This is a genomic window from Dolichospermum sp. FACHB-1091 (assembly GCF_014697585.1).
Lineage (GTDB): Bacteria > Cyanobacteriota > Cyanobacteriia > Cyanobacteriales > Nostocaceae > Dolichospermum.
The window spans coordinates 1-21,654 of record NZ_JACJSB010000026.1 but is presented as its reverse complement, the minus strand read 5'-3'; the positions used below and the strand labels follow the sequence as shown (position 1 = coordinate 21,654).

The window sequence follows — 21,654 nt, the reverse complement described above, 5'->3', positions numbered from 1 at the left end:
AGTTGGCCATGAATAAGTTTTTATTCGTAAGTGATTTAGATCATACCTTAGTAGGCGATGATCAGGCATTGTTGGTATTGAGCGATCGCTTGCAACAGCATCGTCAACAATATGGTACAAAGATAGTCTACTCTACAGGGCGATCGCCTGTACTTTATCGAGAACTCCAACAGGAAAAAAATCTCTTTTCCCCAGATGCTTTAGTTCTCTCTGTTGGTACGGAAATATATTTGCATGGTAGCAACCATCCTGACACAGAATGGGCAGATATTCTCTCTCAAGGTTGGCATCGGGAAAAGATTTTATCCATTACTGAGCAATTCCCGGAATTAGTGTTACAGCCGGATACAGAACAACGTCCTTTTAAAGTCAGTTTTTTCCTAAAAGCCGAATTATCGGGCATTTTACCACAACTTGAGACAGAATTGCAAAAATCCCAACTAAATATAAAATTAATTTATAGTAGTGAAATAGACCTTGACATTTTACCCCATACCAGCGATAAAGGTCAAGCAATGCAGTTCCTCCGTCAGAAGTGGAAATTTGCAGCCGAGCAGACTGTTGTTTGTGGTGATTCAGGTAATGATATTGCTTTGTTCGCTGTTGGTAGGGAACGGGGAATCATTGTTGGTAATGCTCGTGAGGAGTTACTGCAATGGTATCATCAGCATCCCGCTGACTATCGTTACCTGGCACAAAATCGTTGTGCTGCTGGGATTATGGAAGGTTTAAAATATTTTGGTTTCCTAGAATGATTAGCTATCTTAAAGGTATCGTCGCTGGTGTCCAAGCCATTACCCCTAATCGTGTTATCTTGACCTTAGAGGTAAATGGCATGGGTTACGATTTGCAAATTCCTCAACGTCTGGCCAACCAGTTAACATCTACTGGAGATGTGGTACAAATTTTTACCCATTACCAGATTCGGGAAGAAGTACCTATGCTCTACGGTTTTTCTTCTCCCTCGGAACGGGATTTATTTCGTCATTTACTCAGTGTCAGTGGTATTGGTGCGGCCTTGGCCATCGCACTTTTGGATACCATGGAATTACCAGAGTTAGTTCAAGCTATTATCGCTGCTAATATCCAAATCTTAATTCAAGCTCCTGGTATAGGCAAAAAGACCGCTGAACGCATCTGTTTAGAACTCAAGAGTAAATTAATTGAATGGCGCAAATCAGCCGGCTTCTTCGTCGCTACGGGCGGACCTGCACCAGGAATTTTAGAAGAAGTGCAAATGACTCTCTTTGCTTTGGGGTATACTGCTCATGAAGTTAGTAATGCTTTGCACGTTGTTAGTGAAGATGTTGGTTTACCCAAAAACGCCTATGTAGAGGATTGGATTAGACAAGCGATCGCTTATTTGAGCAGCAATGATATGATTTTACAGTAGATTACAGGATTAGGAGGTACAAATGTTCATAGTAAAACTCTGATTGTGTCTGCATCCTACCAGCTTATATGTACCTCAATCATAATGCAATCATATTTAACCTAACCTAATTACGCCCCCTGCAATTTATATTTATAGGAGGAAAGAATGTACGACAGCGATAAACGTAAACTATTATCAGCCTTGTGTCACGGAGCAATTTTTTTTAGCACTACAATTGTCTCCGTTGGTTTACCCATAGCTATATTATTTATATCAGATGATCCTGTCGTCAAAGAGAACGCGAAGGAATCTATCAATTTCCATTTTAACGTTTGGTTCTATGGAGCAATTATCGCAGCTTTGTTTTTTTTAACCGGTTGGTTGGTTTTAACCCTAATCATCCTCTTACCACTAGCAGGTTTAGGGTATATATTACACTGGGGATTAACCATTTGGGCGCTAATTGCTGTTTTCAGTAATCCTGAACAACCCTACCGTTATCCCTTTATTTTCCGGGTTTTTTAAAAAATAGTATTTCCCTGCTGCTGTCACTTCTGGGAATAGGGAATTAAGCGCGATATTAAGACCATGGAGAATATTGGATTTTTTTAAGATTGTTTTTCGCAAATAGGTTATTAGCAAATGTCCATCAAGTTGTAAAATATAAAATTGCCCCACAGCTTCATCAACAGCAGGGCAAAAGACAGTTAAAGCACTGCTTGTAGTTTGTCTGAATAGAGCCAGCTAAAAACCTGCTTCTGTGACGCTTTATTCTGTGTCCATCGTATTGTTTTCTCTGCACAAAATTTATGTTTCCTATCCACCGCCCCCGTCGTCTGCGTAGCCATACCCAATTACGCCGTATGGTACGTGAAACCGTTTTAACTACTAGCGATTTGATTTATCCATTGTTTGCTGTACCAGGGGAAAGTATAGCCAAAGAAGTCAAATCTATGCCCGGTGTTTATCAACTTTCCGTAGATAAAATTGTTGAGGAAGCTAAAGAAGTTTATGATTTAGGCATTCCCGCAATTATCCTATTTGGAATTCCTGAAGATAAAGATATAGATGCTACCGGCGCGTGGCACGATTGTGGTATTGTCCAAAAAGCAGCAACCGCAGTTAAAAATGCTGTTCCTGATTTAATTGTCATGGCTGATACTTGTTTGTGTGAGTATACAAGTCATGGCCATTGTGGTTATTTACAAGTTGGGGATTTAACAGGTAGAGTATTAAATGATCCAACTTTGGAATTATTAAAGAAAACCGCAGTTTCCCAAGCTCAAGCTGGTGCAGATATTATCGCACCTTCGGGAATGATGGATGGTTTTGTGCAAGCAATTCGCGCAGGTTTGGATGCAGCGGGCTTTGAAAATATCCCTATTATGTCCTATGCTGCTAAATATGCTTCAGCTTATTATGGACCATTTAGAGATGCGGCAGACTCAACACCACAATTTGGAGATAGACGCACCTACCAAATGGACCCCGGTAACGCTAGGGAAGCCCTGAAAGAGATTGAGTTAGATATCGCTGAAGGTGCGGATATGCTGATGGTTAAACCAGCATTGGCATATATGGATATTATCTGGCGCGTTAAGGAAGCTAGTAATTTACCTGTAGCGGCTTACAATGTGTCTGGTGAGTATGCAATGGTGAAAGCGGCGGCTTTAAATGGTTGGATTGATGAGCAGCGTGTTGTTATGGAAACCTTGACTGGGTTTAAGCGGGCGGGTGCTGATTTAATTTTGACTTACCACGCTAAGGATGCGGCGCGGTGGTTGTAAGTTAAGATATTATCTCACGCAGAGGCGCAGAGGCGCGGAGAGTGTTTTTGTGTTTGGGCGTGAGATTTTTGTTATTTTGGATAAAGTACAGGATAATTTGGCGTTGCTGAATTGGGGTATGATATTTATGAGGTCACGGACCCTGTGGTATGGTGGCGGTGACTGGGAACCCCGCCGTTATTGGTGGTAAGTTAATCTAGTTTATTTAGAGTTTAATACTCATATATCTCATTTAAAAAACAATCAGTTTTTGCGTGAGTTTTTATTGATAGAAAAAGATTAAATATATAAGTCAAAAGATAGAAATTATAATTATTAGTTTATGACCATAGAATCATTACATTGACCCAAAAAATATTTATAAATTGAGTATGGGTGAATGAAACCCATAAAAAAGTGGGTCTAACAATTGTTTAACAATTATTTATGTCAAATCAAAATATCCCATCTGATTTAGTGGTAGATATATCCGTAGAAGAACAGCAACTTCTATCTGGAGGTCATAGACATCATGGATATCATAGAGGTCATAGATATCATAGAGGTCATGGATATCATGGACATCATGGATATCACAGAGGTCATCGACATCATGGACATCATGGAGATTATGGAGATTATGGAGATTATGGAGATCGCTATTGGTGGTAAATAAGATAACTTGGTATAAAACCAAGTTATCTGTAAAAAATAGATAGAGATTAATGTTGTTCACCAATCCAATCAAGTAAAATACCATTAACTAACTCAGGAGATTCATCTTGAGGACAATGGCCTACACCTTCTAAAGGAATAAACTTTTGGACTTGGGGAAAATTGGCTAACTCTCTACCTAAATTAATAGGTTCCCAAGGGTCAGCCGTTCCCCATAAAATAATTACTGGACAAGATATTATAGGTAATAAATCCTCCGGTAAAGGACCACTGGAATAAGCAGTAAAAGCTAAAAATACAGCCGCCGCCCCAGGATCTTTTGCCGGTGTCATTAAAATATCTACTAACTCATCTGTTACTGTTTCGCTCTGAGCATAAGCTTGTAAAAGAATATTTTTAACTGTCCTTGGTTGAGCTAACTGACTAAAAAAGAAATTACCTACCGATTCGATCGCCAAAAAGTTTTGTAAAATTGGCGTACCAAAACGTTTTATCCAAGGTAAACTTAGACGTTTACGATCATGCAATAATCGCAAAGAACAGTTAAGCAAAGCAGTTCCCAAAGCCATATCTGGGTTAATTACCGCCGCTTGCATAGCGACAATACAACCGATAGAATTACCTATGAAAAAAGCTGGTTCACCAATGACCTCCCGGCAAAAATCAGCTACCTGTTGTCCCCAGGTTTCTAATGTGTAGGTAATTTTTTTCCCGGGTTTAGGTTTAGCTGAACCACCAAAGCCGATTAAATCAATGGCATAAACCCGACAGGTTACAGCTAAAGCGGGAATATTTTTGCGCCAATGTAACCAGGAAGCACCAAAACCATGAATTAGGATAATAGCAGGTCCTGTAGTTCCTTGGGTTTGGTAACAAATGGGGAAACCTTGCCAAAGCCAGGTTTTTGGGGAAGTAAGTCCGTTTGTAGAAATTGTCATAGAAAATGTAGATTTAGATCAGGGACAAGGTAACTAGAGACAGATAGCCACTGTACTGCTATCTTAAATTGGAGGCAATTGCAACTTTTTTGATAAAGCGGAACTTCATGGGAACGAATTACCGACGGGTTTTACTTAAACTGAGCGGTGAAGCCTTAATGGGCAACCTGGGCTATGGCATTGACCCGGAAGTGGTCGAGGAAATAGCCAAGGAAATAGGAGAGGTGATAGCCACCGGTGTTCAGATCGCCATCGTTGTTGGTGGTGGTAATATTTTTAGAGGTGTTAAAGCCGCGTCAGCAGGTATGGATCGGGCTACTGCTGATTATATCGGCATGATTGCCACGGTCATGAACGCCATGACCCTGCAAGATTCCCTCGAACGGATGGGAATACAGACAAGGGTTCAAACCGCCATTGCTATGCAAGAACTAGCAGAACCATATATTCGACGACGTGCTATCCGTCATTTGGAAAAAGGTCGGGTGGTAATTTTTGGGGCTGGTTCAGGTAATCCCTTCTTTACTACAGATACCACTGCGGCCTTAAGAGCAGCAGAAATCGAAGCAGAAGTGATTTTCAAAGCCACCAAAGTGGACGGAATTTACGATGCTGACCCTAAATTGTATCCTGATGCCAAGCGTTTTACTACTCTTACCTACGCCCACGTTTTGGCTAAAGATTTGCGAGTCATGGATAGTACCGCAATTGCCCTATGTAAAGAAAATAATCTCCCCATTTTAGTATTTGACTTAACGGTGCGAGGTAATATCCACCGGGCAGTTATGGGAGAATCTATTGGCACCCTTGTGGGAGGTTCTTGTGAAATTAGCTGAAGCTGAAAGTACAATGCAGAAAACCGTTGAATCTACTCAACGGGCTTTTAATACAATTCGCACTGGTCGCGCCAATGCGAGTTTGTTGGATAAAGTACAAGTAGAGTATTACGGTACACCAACATCCTTAAAATCACTGGCAAACATTAGCACACCAGATGCTTCCACCATCCTGATTCAGCCCTACGATAAGAGCAGCCTGAATATTGTTGAAAAAGCCATTTCTCTGTCAGATGTGGGCTTGACTCCCAGTAATGACGGTATTGTGATCCGGTTGAATATTCCCCCGTTAACAACTGACCGCCGTAAAGAATTTGTCAAACTTGCGGCTAAATACGCGGAAGAAGGTCGTGTAGCAATTCGTAATATCCGCCGGGATGCTATTGAGTCCATTCGCAAACAGGAAAAAAACGCTGAAATCCCTGAAGATGAAGCACGGGATCAACAGGACAAACTCCAAAAACTAACAAATAAGTATACCGCCAAAATAGACGAACTACTGGCAGAAAAGGAAAAGGACATCTCAACCGTCTAGGAGGATCTTTTAAAAGTTAATGGCGAATATAATTCGCTACTACATAACTAAAGTCCTACTTGAGTGTGATTGACGGAAAATCAAGGTTCGTAAACCCACAATAAAGTGGGTTTTTCCGTATAAGAGCGGTTTATAACCCAATCGCTAGGTATTAATTTAAGACTTTTATTTTCATCCCCTCAGTTGGTAAGAGGTGAGAAGTTAAAAGCTCTTACCCATTTAAAATTTATCTAAAGTTGTGGTGTGGGCATCTTGCCCGCTAGAATCATACAAATTAAATATAGTGCAGCTTATATTCATTAAAAATTTATAAAAAATCATAATCCCTTAGATATACTGGAAAATAAACTAATTAAAATCAGATTAAAAAATTAGCCATCATGTACGACTGCATAATTGTCGGGGCTGGACCTGCCGGTGGTACAGCCGCTTACCATCTAGCCAAAAAGGGTCGCTCAGTCTTAGTCTTAGAAAAGGAATCCTTACCTAGATATAAGCCTTGTGGTGGTGGTGTCTCACCAGTAATTGCTCAATGGTTCGACTTTGACTTTAACCCCGCAATTTCTGCTAAAGTAGACTCTTTGCGCTTTACCTGGAAATTAAGTGATCCCGTAGAAGCAAAAATAGATATTAAAGAACCCGTATGGATGGTACGCAGGGAAATTTTTGACCACTTCTTAATCCAACAAGCTCAACAGCAAGGGGCTGAACTACAAGATAATACAGAAGTTAAAAGTATTGAATTTAAAAACGATTCTTGGGAAGTCACCACAGCCACAGGAATAGTCACCGGTCGTTATCTTATCGCCGCCGACGGTGCAAAGGGTCCAATGGCTAAATGGTTAGGTTTTAAAGACCGTAAACGCCGTCTAGCTGGCGCATTAGAAGCTGAAATTCCCGCAACCGTTGAAAAGAAAACCACAATTCACTTTGAATTTGGTTTAATCAAAAACGGCTATATCTGGAATTTTCCCAAAGATGACGGTTATTCCATTGGTGTTGGTACATTTATCGGTGGCGAACCCCAAGACTTTAAGAAAATTTTAGATGAATACGCTCAATTTTTTAATCTAGATGTCAAAAATAGTAAACAATACGGTCATCCTTTGTGTATTTGGGATGGTAATCAAAAGCTACACACCCAAAACGCAGTTTTAGCAGGAGAAGCGGCCTGTGTAGTTGACCCTTTTACTGCTGAAGGTATTCGTCCCTCTATTTTTAGCGGTGTCCTAGCAGCAGGATTTATTCACGATGCTTTAAGTGGTGATGCCAACGCTTTAGCAAATTATACCGATGCCATTAACGAACAATGGGGAACTGATATGGCTTGGGCGCAAAAATTAGCAGGAGCATTTTATCGCTTCCCCGGTATTGGTTATAAAGTCGGTGTCAAACGCCCCTCCGGCGCTCAGATTATGGGTAAAATCCTCTGTGGTGAATTGCGCTATAGTGATGTCGCTGGTCGTGCCTTGAAGCGATTAATTCCTGGTTTTGGTTGATGTAGTAGGGGCAGGGGAGCAGGGGTTTGAAACGGAAAACAGTCAACCGTTAAGGAACTTGAGATTTTTACATCACATCGTTTTCACGTTTAGCAATTTCTTGCTGAGAAAGTAATTTTTTCGCAACTCTTACAGGTAGATGTTCAGCATTATTACGATTATTAATAGGAGTTACTAAACGCAAACTATATAATTCTTCCCCTGCTGTTTCTGAAGTTTCTTTATCTATGATTAAATAAACTTGATCTGGATAACTCTGTAATAATCTTACCTGTAAACATCCTTTTAAATCTCTTGCACTTTGTGATAAAGGACTATCATCTCCAAATAATTCTACAGCCGCTTTCCAACTATGATTTAAAGCAACAATTTCATTAACTAATGTTTCTATTGATGGGTTTTTAAAAATATCTTTCATGGTGATTTATATGGTTATAATGATGATTGTTTGGCTTCTAATTCTAATCTTTCAATTTCATTTAACCATCTTCTTTGATCTCGTTTTCTCCTTTCTAGTTGATTTTCAGAAGGTTCTGGTAAACCATATTGAAAATTATATCGCAGTTTCGTTTGTTCATAATGTCTAGTTTTATCTCTTATCAGAATAGGTTTATTTGATGTTGCTGATGATGGACTAGTATACTTGATAGAAATAACAATAAATTCTCTAGTTCCTTCATTGGGGATAATATTATATTTGACTCTTAATAATTTTTCACAAGACCATTGCCAAAAATAAGCGTGATCATGTTTTTCACTACCTAATTTTCTAATCTTTTTTACTGATAATGGTTGAGAACTAAATAAAACACTTTCTATATAATCATTTTGAGGAAATAATCTAGTTTCACTACCTTTACCTCTGAAAAATTCCACAATAAAACCATTTTCTCCTAAATCAAAAATACATATTTCTGTTTCATCGCTACCATCATCTTCTAATATTTGAATATCTTGATCTAGTCTAATATCATTATTGATAATATCACAGGAACGACTAGGAAGTAAAATTTTGAGTCTGACAAAACTATTACTATAATTAGACCAAAAACTTTGACGATTTTTTAACTGCTTTTGTTCTGTTGTACTAAGTGAGATTTTATCAATAATTAAATCTACTAAGTTAGAAAAGTCTTGATAATTAACTGCACCGATCCAAATTCTTAATTTCTGTCTAGCTTGACTGGATAATTTTGATTGTTTACTAGAATTATTATAGTTATTTTTTAGCCAATTAACCAACTCAGGAAAATTACCAACTATGGACGTAGAAAGATGATTTAAGATATATTCCACTGACGTAATTTGGGTCGTTTCTTCCATTTCATCAAAACAACGTAATAACCAATTAACTTTATCCAATGTAATTGGATGTAGAACTTTAGTAAAATAAGGTGATATTTCCAAAACATAATCTTTGAAAATAGGAATATTTGGTAATACATTATTTATTTTTTTTAATAATTCATTGCGAGTTAAATTTTGTTCACAGGTAATTTTTACCAGTTCTCTTTTTGTTTGATCTGTTCCTAAAGTAACTAAAATTTTAATAACTAGATTATTCTGTACAGAAATTGAGTTACTCCAGGTGTAAAAACTATTAACTAAATCGGATATGATCACATTTTTTTGACCATTAAAAAACCAAGCTAAACGACGAACTAAGGTAAAATATAACCATTCGTTATTTAACGATATATGCCAAATTTTTAAAGATAACTGTTTTCTGTCTAATGCTGGTAAAATTTCCCAAACTTGATCATTATCAATACACCATATCCATTCTATTAAACTAATTTCTTCAACTCTATTTTGATCAATTTTTTCTTTCAATACTAATATAGATAGATTAATATTACTAGGTTTCTGTTGTGCTGCAATATTAATTAATCTATGAGGTTGATGATCTGGTGGAATAATTTCATGGAGATTTTTATTAATCATAAGTTTCTTTTTTTTGGTCTATTTTTTTGGTGTGTTTAAATTACCTAAGTCTTGTCCTTTAAATTGAATACGAAATACTACTTTTCTATCTGTTGGTAAATCTCCTGTTTTAGCATCATTTTCACCTCTTCCTACTACCATAATTTTTCTTTCTAACTGTGATTTATGAGTTTTATTATCAAATGGCATTTGATATAATGTATATTTAGCAACTTGCCACGCTCTCATTAAACTTAATTCCATGTTGATATCATTGTCACCATAAGCACTAGTATGACCTTCAATAATCACTCTTTCAACTTGATCTTTAACTTTGGGAGTTTCAAAAATTACTTTGCTATAAATGGGGATTAATTTTTGTAATGTTTTTTCACCTTGAGGATTTAATTTAGAACTATTAGTATCAAATAATATGCTATCTCTCAAGCTAATATCTCCGGTATTAGGGTCAATAGTTGCTTCAATATTATTAGCTTTAAGTTGACCTTCTAATTGACCTATTAAAATTCTAGTAATGTCTTTTTGGGCTTCATTTAGTTGAATTAAAGCAGTAATAAAAAGCAAAGCGAAAAACATTAATAAACCTGACATTAAATCACCAATAGAAAGATAAGTTGCAGAACTTTCTTCATCTTGATCATCATGATTTTTGTTGAAGTTGACATCATTAAACATTTGATAATTTACCTGTTGATGTTGATTTTTGGTAATTTACTTTGAGGTTAGGAAAATATAGGAAAATATATCAAAATTATTGATTCCAGCGACGATCATTTTCAATTTTAACTAAAACGTTAGCAGTTTCTAATAAACCACTACATACTTTTGAAATTGAACTATCAGCTTGATTAAAAAATTCAGTTTGCCAATTTGTTGATTTATCTATATATTGATCAAGATGATTTTTTGATGTATTAATATATTGATTGAGATGATTTTCCCAACTATGAAGCAAAAGATTAAACTCTTGAGTTGCTGTACCAATATTTCGAGACAATTCTTGTAATTGGGTTAATCTTTCTCCTGAGTTTAAACCCATTGCTGCTGCTAATTGTTGTATTTCTCTCACTCTTGTTTGCATAGTATTAGTTACCTGATCAATTTCATTCATACCTCTAGTGACTTCATTAATAGTATTAGTTAAATCATTCATTAATGATTGTCTCCGTTGGGTTTCTTCTGCGAAAGCATCACGTAAATTATCAACAACTTCTTGTAAAGCATTTCTTTGAGTTCCTAATGTACCTTCTAATAATTGATTTTGTTCATTAAAGAATTGAGTTAAACTATTTTGATATTCAATTCTAAATGTTTGTAATTCCTCTTGTACAGTGACACGGGTATTTTGTAAAGTATCATCAATATTAGTTAATGTTTGTTCTAAGTTTTCCTTAGCATTATTCATTAATTGTGATGCTTCTTTACCTACAGTTTCTAATGTTTGTGTTTGAGTTGTGAAGTTTTCATTGGCTTGATTTAATATTTGTAAAAATCGAGAATAAACTACTTGTAATATCTCTTTTTGCTGATCAGATTGAGTTTTTAAAGATTGTTCTAAATCTTCTCGAATACCTCTAAATGTATTTGCTGCTTGTGCTGCACTTTCTTGAAATGCTTCCCGTTGAGATTCCATACCTGTAATACTTGTTTCCACTGCTTTAGTAATAGAAACTCCTGTTTCTTGTAAAACGTTAGTGGTGTCTCTTTGGAAATCATGTAAGGTAGATTGTAAGCTACTAGCAAAATTATTTAATTCTCCTAATGTCTCTTGTTGAAACTGTTGAATAGTGACAATTGAATCAGCTAATTTTTCGGATATTCCTCCTAATTTATTATTTAATTTAGTTACTGCTGCGGATGCTTGTTGAGTTAAAGTTGCACTTTGATCTAGTCTATCTACTAATGGAATAATTAATTGATTTTTGATTTCAATAATTAAGTTTTCCAGTACATTTCTTTGAACTGTGCTAATTTCAGTTAATGTTTTTTGGGAATCAGCAATATTATTAAATACAGGAGTTAATCTAGTTTCAATTGTTCTATCTAATTGCACACTAACTGCATTTCCTACTTCTGTACCAATAATTCTAGCATCAAGATTTTGAGCTACTCTTTCTAATGCTTGAGATGCTCTTAAATTAGCATTAAAATCAAAGTTTCTAAAACTTGCAGCTATTTCTTTTAAACTATTAACTGCATCATCACGTCCATCTTTTTTAGTAACAGTAATTTTGTGTAAACTTCTGCTAATTTCATCATGTTGTGACTGCCTAATTGAGTCTGTGACAAAGAGACATATAGTAAATAAACTACCAGATCCTAATCCCATTAAAGATGTAGAAAATGCGGTTTTCATTCCTTCTAATAAACGCGCTACTCCTGATAGTAAAGATTGTGTATTATCCAGATTATTTAAGGGAATATTTCCTATACCTGCTTGAATACCATAAAATGTTCCTAATACACCAATAGCTGTACACAATGTACCGACAAATCGTAAGTTACTGCGAGTAGAATGAGTTAATATCTCTGGATATTGTTTGAGTATATATTTATTATTGTTTATAATAGGTTTATCATTTTCTGTTTCTAAATTATCGTTAATCCAAGATTTTAAATGTATTGTATCTATGTTGATTTTGTGTCCTAATAAATCTTCAATTACCTTTTCTAAATAATCATTAATCGAAGATTTGACATTCTTTGTATCTATGTTGGTTTTGTGTTTTGATAAATGTTTAATTATCTTTTGATCAAAGTTAGATTGTCTATAATATTTTTTTAGTGAGATTATTTCCCCGATTATTCCTCCTATAACAACTATAGCGATCGCTAGATAAAAAAGTATAGAAATATCTGGCATATTTTCTTACATCCTCTAATTACTCATTACAAAAAACAGTATATTGTAGGTTAAATTTCATTAAACAAATCAACTTGTAAAACCTGAAATTACCCAAATATTGATAAATATATCACGTATTGAAATCCAAGAAAACAGAGGTGTTAAATACTGCAATAAAAGTTTACATTGTTTGGTTTTTACCCAAGTAAAATCCCTTGCCAACAGTAATTATGCTAGTATTTTTTACAGTCAACGGTCAACCGTCATCATCATTTCCATCAGCAGATTCATCAATTACTGATAATTCTTGATGATGTTTCTGATCATGAACCCATTGATCTAAGACATCTTTAATTAAAACTTCTCGAACCCAAATTTTTGCCACAACGGTAAGAGGAAGTGCCAAAAATAATCCTAAAAATCCCAAAAATGTCACAAAGAATAATTGAGAAATTAGGGTGACAGCAGGGAGTAAAGATACTTGATGTGCCATGACCACAGGTGTGATAAAATTGCTCTCAACCTGTTGAATCACAAAGTAGAGAATGAAGACAGCCAAAGCTTTCCAAGGATTATCTAATAGAGCGATCGCCATGGCTGGTAATACACTCATAGTCGGACCCAAATTAGGAATTAAATTCATAAATCCCGCTAACACTCCCAGGGCTAGGGCGGCTTTTACACCTAAAATTGATAACCCCACTAAACTCATAATACCAACCACAGAAACCCCAATTGCAGCACCAGTAACCCATCCCTCCAAAGAAACTTCACACTGATCTAAAATCCCATTTACCCGGGAGCGATAAAATGAGGGAAATAGGCGGATAAATACTTTTCGGTAATCGTGAGGATTAGCTAAAAACATTCCCGTTAAAACTAATACTAATAAAATTTTCAGAACAACTTCTAAAGATCCAGAGACAAAAGCAAAAGAATTACCTAATAGGCGATTAAATAGCGGTTGTGCTTGTTCAATTAAACTATTCAAATCCGGTATGTAAGGTAACAATTGTGGAGGAATATAAGTTCTGCGTTCATCAACCCAAGCATTAAAACGTTCAAAACCTTGAGGAACTCTATAGGTAAGTTCATGAAATTGCTGGACAAAGGGTGGTACAATCAACCAGAAAAAACAAACCACACCAACCCAGAAAATCGCCACAGCCAATAAAACAGCTAATCCTCGTTTGATTCCCAAGCTTTGGAAACGTCGAGCTAGACGATTTAAAGTCGTTGCTAACACCACAGCGGCAAATATTAGTAGCAAAACCTCACGAAGTTGCCACAATATATACAAGGATATAACTAAGGCAATTATACCTATCCATTGACCAATGTTCACAAACGAGACTCCCAGCTTAGTAAGATGCTTTTTGATGTCAATGCCGTTAGGTTAGCTGATTTTAACAACACCACCTATATTTTTTTTGTTAATTTTACTTTTGTCTTGGGACTCGCCATAATAGAACGGTTGCCATCACCATAGTTGGTGATAAAACCATAATTAGCGCACTTGTCGCCGTTGCTGGAATCCATAAAGGATCAGCATACTTGATGACTAGCGACAGTGAAGCTGAAAACAACAGTAGCTTTAAAAAAAATCCCAGTTGATTTTCCATGGTAGTACGGCAAAACACATAATTTTATCAGATGTATACTAATTTAAACGTTATTCCCCAATTTCTCAATATCTATGCCAATTTTCCAAAAATATGTCCTAAACCCCATAAAATCGTTACCATATCAATGGGGTTTCAGGGTGTTGGCGAAGGTATTGATTTCTATAATGGTTTTTGAGTAGGATGGGGATTTTAGAGACCATAAAAGTGGGATAATAGTTGGACATATCTCACTCAATAAGCAAAAAGCCTATTTAGAAGATACTACCCAACCGAATCATCACTAAAAGTGTAAGAATGGTGATTCATAGCAGGAAAACTTGCCATTTCCAGAGTTTTTCTATACTTGTATAAACAAAACATAACGGAACACAATCATGACTAATACCCAAGCCAATAACGATATTCGAGAAAAAATCCAAGAAGAAGTTGAACAAGCTCGCGCTGTATGCGACATTTCAGGAGGTAACTCCGCTGAATGTGCTGCTGCTTGGGACGCAGTAGAAGAACTTCAAGCCGCAGCATCTCACCAGCGCCAAGTCAAGCCTAAAAACTCCCTAGAAACATACTGTGATGCTAATCCAGACGCAGATGAGTGCCGTCTTTATGAAGACTAGAATAAGCATTTTTACTCATTTCACTAAGTAACAATGCACTGAAATATCAATGGTTTTATACGACCTTGGTAGATAGATTTGAACCAGACGGGGAATAAACCCCCCGTTGTTCATTTTTGAACGGGATACCAAAATGGACTTTTTTCTTAAGTGGCTAAGGCTAGGCTACTCTATCAAATATCCAGCAAATATCCAGTCACAAATTTTTTTAGTTTTCTATTGACTTTATGACAGAACCATGGTTTCGCCCCTATATTTGGATGGACTATCGCTTAGAATTATTATTCGCGCTGATTATTCCAGTAATTCTGCTAATTTGGGTATTTGTACAGAAAGCAGAACCAATGCAACGCCTATTAATGATTTATTTTCGTGTAGCTAGTCTGTTAGCCATTACCATTTACTTAATGATTGGTGGCTTCGGGGTCGGTTTTATATCTGCTTTAATGGCACGGATTCTCATCCCTATTGCGCTATGGTTTTGGGTGGATATCAATGATGAAATTGAGTATCATCCCCAATGTCCATTAAAACTGATTTTTACGTCTTGGCGTTGGGCAACAACGGTTTATTGTAGTTTAGGGGCGTTAGCACTTTTACCTTTTTTACGTTGTGCTTTTTCGGCTAATATGCTGAAAACTCCTTACTGTAGCGTTTGGTTGGAAGCACCATTAGTCTTTAAAGACTATTTCCACCATAAGAGTACACCTGCTTTTCTCGGTTTTCTGGGTATAGTTACTTTAGGGTTTTACATAGTGTATTTAAGTTATTTTGTCGCGTTCAAACTCAGTAGGTATGGACGTTCGACTACACATTAATTGTGTCTCAGGGAAAGTCGCTCAAAGGTCACTCATGTTAATATTATGAATAGTCCTATTAGTAAAAGACTGGAAAAATACACAGTTAAAAGACCACAAGAGGTGCTTATTATCACTGTAGAAATTGACGGTGAAACTGATACAATTGCTGTTTTTAAAGGCTTTTCTAGTTCTTTAATGCGTTCAACTGCTTTTGATCCTGATGTTCCTGTGTTACCTGAAGCTGCTAAAATTATCACTATTGATAGAATAGCAAGTCCCTATCATCCTGAGTCACCCCGTTATCTGGAAAAGGATATTTCCTGGGAAAATATGCAGGTTTTATTGTCGGAAGTTGGTGTTTAAATTAGTCAGGGTTTTCTCAATTTTCAATTGTCACTATGTCCCGTTCTGGATACACTTTACCAGTTTTCGCTTGTGCTGCTGCTGTTGCGGCTTTACATTGGCTACGTTATCGTCAACATATAAACTCTGTCTCTATAGATTTGCTTGAACCTGCCCAAATAGCAGAAATACCCATTGACCAAGTGGCCGGAATATCGGAAAATCAAGCTTTGGCTATGACTCGCAGTGATCCAGGTGATAATCTGGATTTGACTAAAAATACACCAGTTTGGGCTGTGGTAGAATGGTATGTAGGAGATGGAGAATCAGTAATTATTGAGGGTGGAGAAGGTATTGGGAAAAAAATTAATGATGATGGTAAAGCCGCAATTTATACCTATGCTCAACGGCTAATTCAGGAAAATTTACGGAAATTATTAACAGAGACGGAAAAAATCAAAATTACAATTATTTTACCAGAAGGGCGATCGCTGGCCATCCGTACTTCTAACTCAGCTTTTGGTGTAGTAGAGGGATTATCTTTACTGGGAACAACGGGTATTTCTCAACCTTTAAGCACACCGGATCAATTAGCGGCTTTTCTGGCTAATCTGGAGGAAAGGGCTAGTAGATTTAAAACTTTGGTATTTTGTATTGGGGAAAATGGACTAGATTTAGCCCAGAAAATCGGTATAAATCCTGCACAGTTGGTAAAAACCGCCAATTGGTTGGGACCAATGTTAGTAGCTGCTGATGTCTTGGGTGTCCAAGAAATTTTATTATTTGGTTATCATGGTAAATTGATGAAACTAGCGGGGGGAATTTTTCACACCCATCATCATTTGGCTGATGGTCGTCGGGAAATTTTAACCAGTCATTGTGCTATGCTCGGTTTAAATGCGACTGATATTCAAACCATTTTTCACAGTCCTACAGCCGAAGCAGCACTAAAACACCTGAAAACCCTTGATCTGAATACTGGTAGTAATTGGGTAAATCTAGTCTATGGTGCAATTGCTGAAACGATTGACAACCGTAGCCAGGTATATATCAATAGCCACAATGAACAAGGTAAAACTAGTATAGCTTGCGGTTGCGTCCTGTTTGACCGCGATCGCCAAATTTTTGTAAAAAGTAAAACTGGTTGTATCTTACTGGAAAAATTGTGCTAAACTAGCAAGAATTATCATCTTACCAATTTTAAGTAGGCAAATAGTCACTCCAGAATCATTAAATTCATCAATTAACTTATCCGTCTTTGCGGTTAATGATAATTGCAATTGACTACTCTAATCTGGCTGCTTGGTCTTAAATTGGTATAAATAACTCAAATAAATATTTTTTTTAATACTAAATTTGAAATTTGAATTTGATTTCGATGATTAATTTAACAGTTAAGTAGGTTAGCGTGAAAAATTGTCGTTATGACAAGGGAACAGGGAACAGGGAACAGGGAACAGGGAAGAGGTTTTGGGTAACTTTACTTTTCGTTACTTGTGTCGGTTTTTTTCCGTTCACCTACTTATGACTATTAATCACAAAAATCATCAAAATCACAGACTGTGACTTTCTATCCTTAACGACACACCTTGGCTACCATGAATACAGCGGTGACTCTACCAACACTTGAAGTACCTCAAACACAACAAAATTTGGGGAACCTGAAACAGCAAATAATTGTAATTTTAGACTTTGGTTCTCAATATTCTGAGTTAATTGCGCGTCGTATCCGCGAAACTCAAGTATATTCCGAAGTTCTTTCCTACCGCACCACAGCGGAACAGTTACGTCAACTTAACCCTAAAGGTATTATTCTTTCTGGTGGACCGAGTTCTGTATATAGTGACTTTGCTCCCCATTGTGACTCAGAAATTTGGAAGTTGGGTATACCAGTTCTGGGAGTGTGCTATGGTATGCAATTGATGGTTAATCAATTGGGTGGGGAAGTTACCAAAGCAGAACGAGGTGAATATGGTAAAGCATCTCTATATATAGATGATCCTACAGACTTATTAACTAATGTCGAAGAAGGTACAACCATGTGGATGAGTCATGGAGATTCAGTTACAACCGTACCTCCAGGTTTTGAACTGCTTGCCCATACCCATAATACACCTTGTGCAGCGATCGCTCATCACGACAAAAAACTTTATGGTGTACAGTTTCACCCCGAAGTCGTCCACTCTCAGGGTGGTTTAGCTTTAATTCGTAATTTTGTTTATCATATCTGTGAATGTGAACCTACTTGGACAACAGCGGCTTTTGTTGAGGAAGCAGTTCAGGAAATTCGCGCCAAGGTAGGGGATAAACGGGTATTATTAGCATTGTCTGGTGGGGTAGATTCTTCTACTTTGGCCTTTCTTCTGTATAAAGCCATTGGTGAACAGTTAACCTGTGTATTTATTGACCAGGGTTTTATGCGGAAATTAGAGCCAGAAAGGTTAGTAAAGTTATTTAAAGAACAATTCCATATTCCTGTAGAATATGTCAATGCCCGTGAGCGATTTATCTCAGCTATCGCTGGAGTCACAGACCCAGAGGAGAAACGTCGGCGCATTGGACATGAATTTATCAGCGTTTTTGAGGAAACATCCAAGAATCTTGGACACTTCGACTACTTGGCTCAAGGAACACTCTATCCAGACGTGATTGAATCTGCTGATACCAATGTTGACCCCAAAACTGGGGAACGGGTAGCAGTGAAAATTAAAAGTCATCACAATGTGGGTGGTTTACCAAAGGACTTGAGATTTAAACTGGTAGAACCGCTGCGGAAACTATTTAAAGACGAAGTTCGTAAGGTTGGTCGTTCTATTGGTTTACCAGAAGAAATTGTCCAACGTCAACCTTTTCCAGGACCGGGTTTAGCAATTCGCATTTTAGGGGAGGTCACTGCTGAACGCTTAAATATTTTGCGAGATGCTGATTTAATTGTCCGTCAAGAAATTAATCAACGCGGCTTGTATAATCAGGTTTGGCAAGCTTTTGCAGTCCTTTTACCCATTCGCAGCGTTGGCGTTATGGGTGATAAACGTACCTATGCCCATCCTATCGTTTTAAGGATTGTTACCAGCGAAGATGGGATGACCGCAGACTGGGCGCGGATTCCTTATGATGTGCTAGAAGCAATTTCTAACCGCATTGTTAATGAAGTGAAAGGGGTTAATCGTGTGGTTTATGATATTACTTCTAAACCACCAGGAACTATTGAGTGGGAATAGGTAATTGGTAATTGGGTAATTGGTAATTGGTAATTAACAGCTATTAGTTGCCTTTTACCTATCCTTATCAGTAAAATTAAGAATTATGACGTTTTGTTGAGAATATTATGACTGCAACAGTAGAAATTTATACTTGGTCAACCTGCCCTTTTTGTCTCCGTGCTAAAAGTCTACTGAACAAGAAAGGTGTTGATTTTACTGAATATAGTATTGACGGAGATGAGGACGCAAGAGCAAAAATGGCACAGCGAGCCAATGGTAGACGTTCTCTACCCCAAATTTTTATTAATGATAATCACATAGGTGGTTGTGATGATATACACGCTTTAGAGCGTCAAGGTAAATTAGATGAGATGTTAGCATCTTAATTAATCTTAAAAGATTATGTAATCAGATCCCTAACTTCCTAATCTCATTTTTCTTTCTCTGAGATACATAAATGAATTTGAGAAGTCGGGGTTTGAAACTGATGTAATGTGAAAATTTATGGATAACAGAGGTATAAAGGGTGAAACTGGCTTTTATTATTGATCCTATACATAAACTTGATCCATGTCATGATACCAGTGTGGCACTGATGGAAGCAGGGCAAATTATGGGACATGAAATATGGATAACTCAAGCAAATTTACTGAGTGTAATTGATGGCAAAGCTTGGGCTGTATCCCAACAAGTAGAGCTTGTTCCTGTAAAGTTGGTGGAGGGACGTTGGTTAGCGGTTGATAATTGGTTTAAATTAAGTTCTAGTGTTTTTATTCCTTTAGAAGAAATGGATGCCGTATTTATGCGGACTGATCCACCAATAAATGACGCTTATCTTTATGCTACCTATATTTTGGATTATATTGACCAAAATAAAACTCTAGTCATTAATAACCCTGCTGGTATTCGTAGTGCGAATGAAAAAATGTACGCCCTTCAGTTTCAGGAATGTGTTCCCGAAACCATTGTTAGTGCTGATAAACAGGTTATCCGCGAGTTTGTGGTAGCCAAAGCAGCGACAATTCTCAAACCACTGGGAAATAAAGCTGGAGAAGGAATTTTATTTTTACAAGCAAGCGATCGCAATTTTAATTCTATTGTTGAACTTAGCACAGTTCATGGTCAAATTCCCGTCATGGTACAAAATTATTTACCTCAAGCCAAGGAGGGAGATAAACGGATTATCTTACTCAATGGTCAAGCCATAGGTGCGCTTAATCGTATTGCCAGCAGTAGTGATTTTCGCAATAATATGGCAACAGGTGGTACTGTCGCAAAAACTAATATCACCCCAAGAGAAGAGGAAATTTGCACTCATTTAGCCGCAAAACTCCGTCAAGATGGGTTAATTTTCGTTGGTATTGATGTGATTGGTGGCTACCTTACGGAAGTTAATGTTACAAGTCCTACCGGAGTCCGGGAAATTGATCGCCTTAATGGTACTAATCTTGGTTATCAAGTAATTCAATGGATAGAAAGTAATTCATAATTAGGGCTTGCTGAAAAAGTTACAGCAAATTGTCATCAAACCCGGAACAAGAACCCCACCCCCAACCCCCTCCAATATCAAAAGTTTATCCTTTTCTTCCCCCCGCTGCGGGGGGATTGAGGGGGGTGCGAGGAGGGGGCTAAGATGTACCTTATATGATTGGAAATCGCTGTATCTGTGAGGGTAGGGAACTCTTAGAGACTTCCAATTTTTTGTGGAGTTCTCTTAGAGGATATTTGAAAAGTTTTTAATGTATAACCCATATTCCGCACTTCATTTTGTAATACACGAATATTTCCTTAATTTTATTTTTTATTGTTTTTAACAATACTTATGTTATCAAAAATATTAAGAATTATTCTTAAAAAGGCTCATACTACATTATGAAGTGCGGAATGTCAGATATTTGACTTACGCAACGTTTTTAGTGGTGACTCACCAAACATTTCCTGATAATGCTTAACAAAATATGCAGCATTGGGAAATCCCCACTCCTGAGCCACCTCCATCACTGTTTTTGTATTCGAGTTAGGATTCATTAAAGCACAACGTACCCCGTTGAGCCGTTGAATTTTGATATAAGCCATGGGACTGATACCAAAAACTTCCTGAAACCCACAAGATAAGGCGCTACTGCTAGTTCCTAATTCGTCACATAGTTTTTGTAGTGTTAAAGGTTGATCTTTATAGGACTTAGAAATTTCTTCCGCTTTCTTAACCAGGGAATAACGACGGAAGGGTTTTAATGTGCGTGGTTTTTTTTGGGCGTTCCTACCAAAGGTATTAATTAGCAATGGCAAGAAATCTTCCATTATTAATGATTGCATCTGTGATTCCATTAATAATGCTGGTTGAGTATTGAATATACTAACGATTTCTTGATAGAAAGCCCTGATAGGTCGCAATGATGCAGGGTGTAAACGCATAGTATTGTGCTTGAGAGCTTTTTTTCCCTGTTCATATCCCATTTGTTCGTATAAGGTATGAAAAACCCGCGCATTTACACTAGCTGTTACTAGATGAACGTCTTTGCTAAGAACTACATCTACTTCCCTAGCAGGGGGTTTTCATTTTCTAAATTCTAGCAGAAGAAAGAGCGAAACTTTTACTATTATTCGCTCTTTTTTCCGTTCATAATCTATTGAGCAATTATTTTATTTTATCATTA

General features: G+C 37.0%; 24 protein-coding genes. 16 read left to right on the top strand and 8 right to left on the bottom strand.

What is annotated here, in order from left to right; all coding sequences use genetic code 11:
- The first annotated feature begins 8 nt into the window (after positions 1-8).
- The 5 genes from H6G25_RS15940 (at position 9) to H6G25_RS15920 (ending at position 3,813) form a co-directional block, all read left to right on the top strand.
- Positions 9-755: a sucrose-phosphate phosphatase gene (locus H6G25_RS15940; protein WP_190393333.1), complete on the top strand. Its 747-nt coding sequence runs from the start codon at positions 9-11 to the stop codon at positions 753-755.
- Positions 752-1,393, top strand: coding sequence for a Holliday junction branch migration protein RuvA (gene ruvA / locus H6G25_RS15935; RefSeq protein ID WP_028090617.1), 642 nt, complete (start codon positions 752-754; stop codon positions 1,391-1,393). The genes H6G25_RS15940 and ruvA overlap by 4 nt, the downstream gene beginning before the upstream one ends.
- A 147-nt stretch (positions 1,394-1,540) precedes the next feature.
- Positions 1,541-1,900, top strand: coding sequence for a DUF4870 domain-containing protein (locus tag H6G25_RS15930; protein WP_190393332.1), 360 nt, complete (start codon positions 1,541-1,543; stop codon positions 1,898-1,900).
- Positions 1,901-2,184: 284 nt separating this feature from the next.
- The gene (gene hemB, locus H6G25_RS15925; protein WP_028090615.1) at positions 2,185-3,162 is read left to right on the top strand and encodes a porphobilinogen synthase; all 978 of its coding nucleotides are present in this window, start codon (positions 2,185-2,187) and stop codon (positions 3,160-3,162) included.
- A 426-nt stretch (positions 3,163-3,588) separates the two neighbouring features.
- Entirely contained in the window at positions 3,589-3,813 is a 225-nt protein-coding gene (locus tag H6G25_RS15920; protein ID WP_190393331.1) for a hypothetical protein, read from the top strand.
- Between the two features lie 50 nt (positions 3,814-3,863).
- Here the strand turns inward: H6G25_RS15920 and H6G25_RS15915 are convergent, their stop codons facing one another.
- Positions 3,864-4,754 carry an alpha/beta fold hydrolase gene (locus tag H6G25_RS15915; RefSeq protein WP_190393330.1) on the bottom strand — a complete coding sequence of 297 codons (891 nt, stop codon included), beginning with the start codon at positions 4,752-4,754 and terminating at the stop codon, positions 3,864-3,866.
- Between the two features lie 107 nt (positions 4,755-4,861).
- On the opposite strand from H6G25_RS15915, the gene pyrH reads away from it, so the two are divergent.
- The 3 genes from pyrH to H6G25_RS15900 all read left to right on the top strand — a co-directional run bounded on the left by pyrH (position 4,862) and on the right by H6G25_RS15900 (position 7,624).
- The gene (gene pyrH / locus H6G25_RS15910; RefSeq protein ID WP_028084177.1) at positions 4,862-5,590 is read left to right on the top strand and encodes a UMP kinase; all 729 of its coding nucleotides are present in this window, start codon (positions 4,862-4,864) and stop codon (positions 5,588-5,590) included.
- A complete protein-coding gene (gene frr, locus H6G25_RS15905) occupies positions 5,577-6,125 on the top strand; it encodes a ribosome recycling factor (RefSeq protein WP_028084178.1) in 549 nt (182 codons plus the stop codon). The genes pyrH and frr overlap by 14 nt, the downstream gene beginning before the upstream one ends.
- Before the next feature lie 380 nt (positions 6,126-6,505).
- The gene (locus H6G25_RS15900; protein WP_190393329.1) at positions 6,506-7,624 is read left to right on the top strand and encodes a geranylgeranyl reductase family protein; all 1,119 of its coding nucleotides are present in this window, start codon (positions 6,506-6,508) and stop codon (positions 7,622-7,624) included.
- A gap of 67 nt (positions 7,625-7,691) precedes the next feature.
- Here H6G25_RS15900 and H6G25_RS15895 read toward each other — a convergent pair whose 3' ends face one another.
- The 6 genes from H6G25_RS15895 to H6G25_RS20935 all read right to left on the bottom strand — a co-directional run bounded on the left by H6G25_RS15895 (position 7,692) and on the right by H6G25_RS20935 (position 14,035).
- Entirely contained in the window at positions 7,692-8,042 is a 351-nt protein-coding gene (locus H6G25_RS15895) for a hypothetical protein (RefSeq protein ID WP_028091175.1), read from the bottom strand.
- Positions 8,043-8,056: 14 nt separating this feature from the next.
- Positions 8,057-9,568 carry an EH signature domain-containing protein gene (locus H6G25_RS15890; protein ID WP_190393328.1) on the bottom strand — a complete coding sequence of 504 codons (1,512 nt, stop codon included), beginning with the start codon at positions 9,566-9,568 and terminating at the stop codon, positions 8,057-8,059.
- A gap of 18 nt (positions 9,569-9,586) precedes the next feature.
- The gene (locus H6G25_RS15885) at positions 9,587-10,243 is read right to left on the bottom strand and encodes an OmpA family protein (RefSeq protein WP_190393327.1); all 657 of its coding nucleotides are present in this window, start codon (positions 10,241-10,243) and stop codon (positions 9,587-9,589) included.
- Between the two features lie 76 nt (positions 10,244-10,319).
- Complete coding sequence (locus H6G25_RS15880; RefSeq protein ID WP_190393326.1) at positions 10,320-12,431, bottom strand: hypothetical protein; 2,112 nt, start codon at positions 12,429-12,431, stop codon at positions 10,320-10,322.
- A 238-nt stretch (positions 12,432-12,669) separates the two neighbouring features.
- A complete protein-coding gene (locus tag H6G25_RS15875) occupies positions 12,670-13,758 on the bottom strand; it encodes an AI-2E family transporter (RefSeq protein WP_190393325.1) in 1,089 nt (362 codons plus the stop codon).
- 94 nt (positions 13,759-13,852) lie between these two features.
- Positions 13,853-14,035, bottom strand: coding sequence for a hypothetical protein (locus tag H6G25_RS20935; protein WP_206754778.1), 183 nt, complete (start codon positions 14,033-14,035; stop codon positions 13,853-13,855).
- Between the two features lie 31 nt (positions 14,036-14,066).
- Here H6G25_RS20935 and H6G25_RS15870 point away from each other — a divergent pair, with 31 nt between their 5' ends.
- The 8 genes from H6G25_RS15870 to gshB all read left to right on the top strand — a co-directional run bounded on the left by H6G25_RS15870 (position 14,067) and on the right by gshB (position 20,486).
- Complete coding sequence (locus H6G25_RS15870) at positions 14,067-14,213, top strand: hypothetical protein (RefSeq protein ID WP_190393324.1); 147 nt, start codon at positions 14,067-14,069, stop codon at positions 14,211-14,213.
- 199 nt (positions 14,214-14,412) lie between these two features.
- Positions 14,413-14,652: a Calvin cycle protein CP12 gene (locus H6G25_RS15865; RefSeq protein ID WP_190393323.1), complete on the top strand. Its 240-nt coding sequence runs from the start codon at positions 14,413-14,415 to the stop codon at positions 14,650-14,652.
- 227 nt (positions 14,653-14,879) lie between these two features.
- A complete protein-coding gene (locus tag H6G25_RS15860) occupies positions 14,880-15,470 on the top strand; it encodes a DUF3177 family protein (RefSeq protein WP_190393322.1) in 591 nt (196 codons plus the stop codon).
- A 45-nt stretch (positions 15,471-15,515) separates the two neighbouring features.
- Complete coding sequence (locus tag H6G25_RS15855; RefSeq protein WP_190393321.1) at positions 15,516-15,815, top strand: hypothetical protein; 300 nt, start codon at positions 15,516-15,518, stop codon at positions 15,813-15,815.
- A gap of 35 nt (positions 15,816-15,850) precedes the next feature.
- Positions 15,851-16,966 carry a cobalt-precorrin-5B (C(1))-methyltransferase CbiD gene (gene cbiD / locus H6G25_RS15850; protein ID WP_190393320.1) on the top strand — a complete coding sequence of 372 codons (1,116 nt, stop codon included), beginning with the start codon at positions 15,851-15,853 and terminating at the stop codon, positions 16,964-16,966.
- A 426-nt stretch (positions 16,967-17,392) separates the two neighbouring features.
- Positions 17,393-19,015 carry a glutamine-hydrolyzing GMP synthase gene (gene guaA / locus H6G25_RS15845; RefSeq protein WP_190393364.1) on the top strand — a complete coding sequence of 541 codons (1,623 nt, stop codon included), beginning with the start codon at positions 17,393-17,395 and terminating at the stop codon, positions 19,013-19,015.
- 107 nt (positions 19,016-19,122) lie between these two features.
- The gene (gene grxC, locus H6G25_RS15840) at positions 19,123-19,383 is read left to right on the top strand and encodes a glutaredoxin 3 (protein WP_190393319.1); all 261 of its coding nucleotides are present in this window, start codon (positions 19,123-19,125) and stop codon (positions 19,381-19,383) included.
- Between the two features lie 140 nt (positions 19,384-19,523).
- Positions 19,524-20,486: a glutathione synthase gene (gene gshB, locus H6G25_RS15835; protein ID WP_190393318.1), complete on the top strand. Its 963-nt coding sequence runs from the start codon at positions 19,524-19,526 to the stop codon at positions 20,484-20,486.
- Between the two features lie 398 nt (positions 20,487-20,884).
- Here gshB and H6G25_RS15830 read toward each other — a convergent pair whose 3' ends face one another.
- Entirely contained in the window at positions 20,885-21,454 is a 570-nt protein-coding gene (locus tag H6G25_RS15830) for a helix-turn-helix domain-containing protein (protein WP_190393317.1), read from the bottom strand.
- Between the last annotated feature and the right edge of the window lie 200 nt (positions 21,455-21,654).

Bases quoted from the DNA above. Each gene is read 5' to 3' on its own strand.
- guaA (WP_190393364.1), top strand. From the start codon at position 17,393: ATGAATACAGCGGTGACTCTACCAACACTTGAAGTACCTCAAACACAA.
- H6G25_RS15900 (WP_190393329.1), top strand. From the start codon at position 6,506: ATGTACGACTGCATAATTGTCGGGGCTGGACCTGCCGGTGGTACAGCC.
- H6G25_RS15940 (WP_190393333.1), top strand. From the start codon at position 9: ATGAATAAGTTTTTATTCGTAAGTGATTTAGATCATACCTTAGTAGGC.
- H6G25_RS15920 (WP_190393331.1), top strand. From the start codon at position 3,589: ATGTCAAATCAAAATATCCCATCTGATTTAGTGGTAGATATATCCGTA.
- H6G25_RS15880 (WP_190393326.1), bottom strand. From the start codon at position 12,431: ATGCCAGATATTTCTATACTTTTTTATCTAGCGATCGCTATAGTTGTT.
- ruvA (WP_028090617.1), top strand. From the start codon at position 752: ATGATTAGCTATCTTAAAGGTATCGTCGCTGGTGTCCAAGCCATTACC.
- H6G25_RS15830 (WP_190393317.1), bottom strand. From the start codon at position 21,454: ATGGGATATGAACAGGGAAAAAAAGCTCTCAAGCACAATACTATGCGT.
- H6G25_RS15870 (WP_190393324.1), top strand. From the start codon at position 14,067: ATGTATACTAATTTAAACGTTATTCCCCAATTTCTCAATATCTATGCC.
- H6G25_RS15915 (WP_190393330.1), bottom strand. From the start codon at position 4,754: ATGACAATTTCTACAAACGGACTTACTTCCCCAAAAACCTGGCTTTGG.
- H6G25_RS15895 (WP_028091175.1), bottom strand. From the start codon at position 8,042: ATGAAAGATATTTTTAAAAACCCATCAATAGAAACATTAGTTAATGAA.
- H6G25_RS15890 (WP_190393328.1), bottom strand. From the start codon at position 9,568: ATGATTAATAAAAATCTCCATGAAATTATTCCACCAGATCATCAACCT.
- H6G25_RS15855 (WP_190393321.1), top strand. From the start codon at position 15,516: ATGAATAGTCCTATTAGTAAAAGACTGGAAAAATACACAGTTAAAAGA.
- cbiD (WP_190393320.1), top strand. From the start codon at position 15,851: ATGTCCCGTTCTGGATACACTTTACCAGTTTTCGCTTGTGCTGCTGCT.
- pyrH (WP_028084177.1), top strand. From the start codon at position 4,862: ATGGGAACGAATTACCGACGGGTTTTACTTAAACTGAGCGGTGAAGCC.
- H6G25_RS15865 (WP_190393323.1), top strand. From the start codon at position 14,413: ATGACTAATACCCAAGCCAATAACGATATTCGAGAAAAAATCCAAGAA.
- H6G25_RS15885 (WP_190393327.1), bottom strand. From the start codon at position 10,243: ATGTTTAATGATGTCAACTTCAACAAAAATCATGATGATCAAGATGAA.
- H6G25_RS15860 (WP_190393322.1), top strand. From the start codon at position 14,880: ATGACAGAACCATGGTTTCGCCCCTATATTTGGATGGACTATCGCTTA.
- H6G25_RS20935 (WP_206754778.1), bottom strand. From the start codon at position 14,035: ATGGAAAATCAACTGGGATTTTTTTTAAAGCTACTGTTGTTTTCAGCT.
- grxC (WP_190393319.1), top strand. From the start codon at position 19,123: ATGACTGCAACAGTAGAAATTTATACTTGGTCAACCTGCCCTTTTTGT.
- H6G25_RS15930 (WP_190393332.1), top strand. From the start codon at position 1,541: ATGTACGACAGCGATAAACGTAAACTATTATCAGCCTTGTGTCACGGA.
- hemB (WP_028090615.1), top strand. From the start codon at position 2,185: ATGTTTCCTATCCACCGCCCCCGTCGTCTGCGTAGCCATACCCAATTA.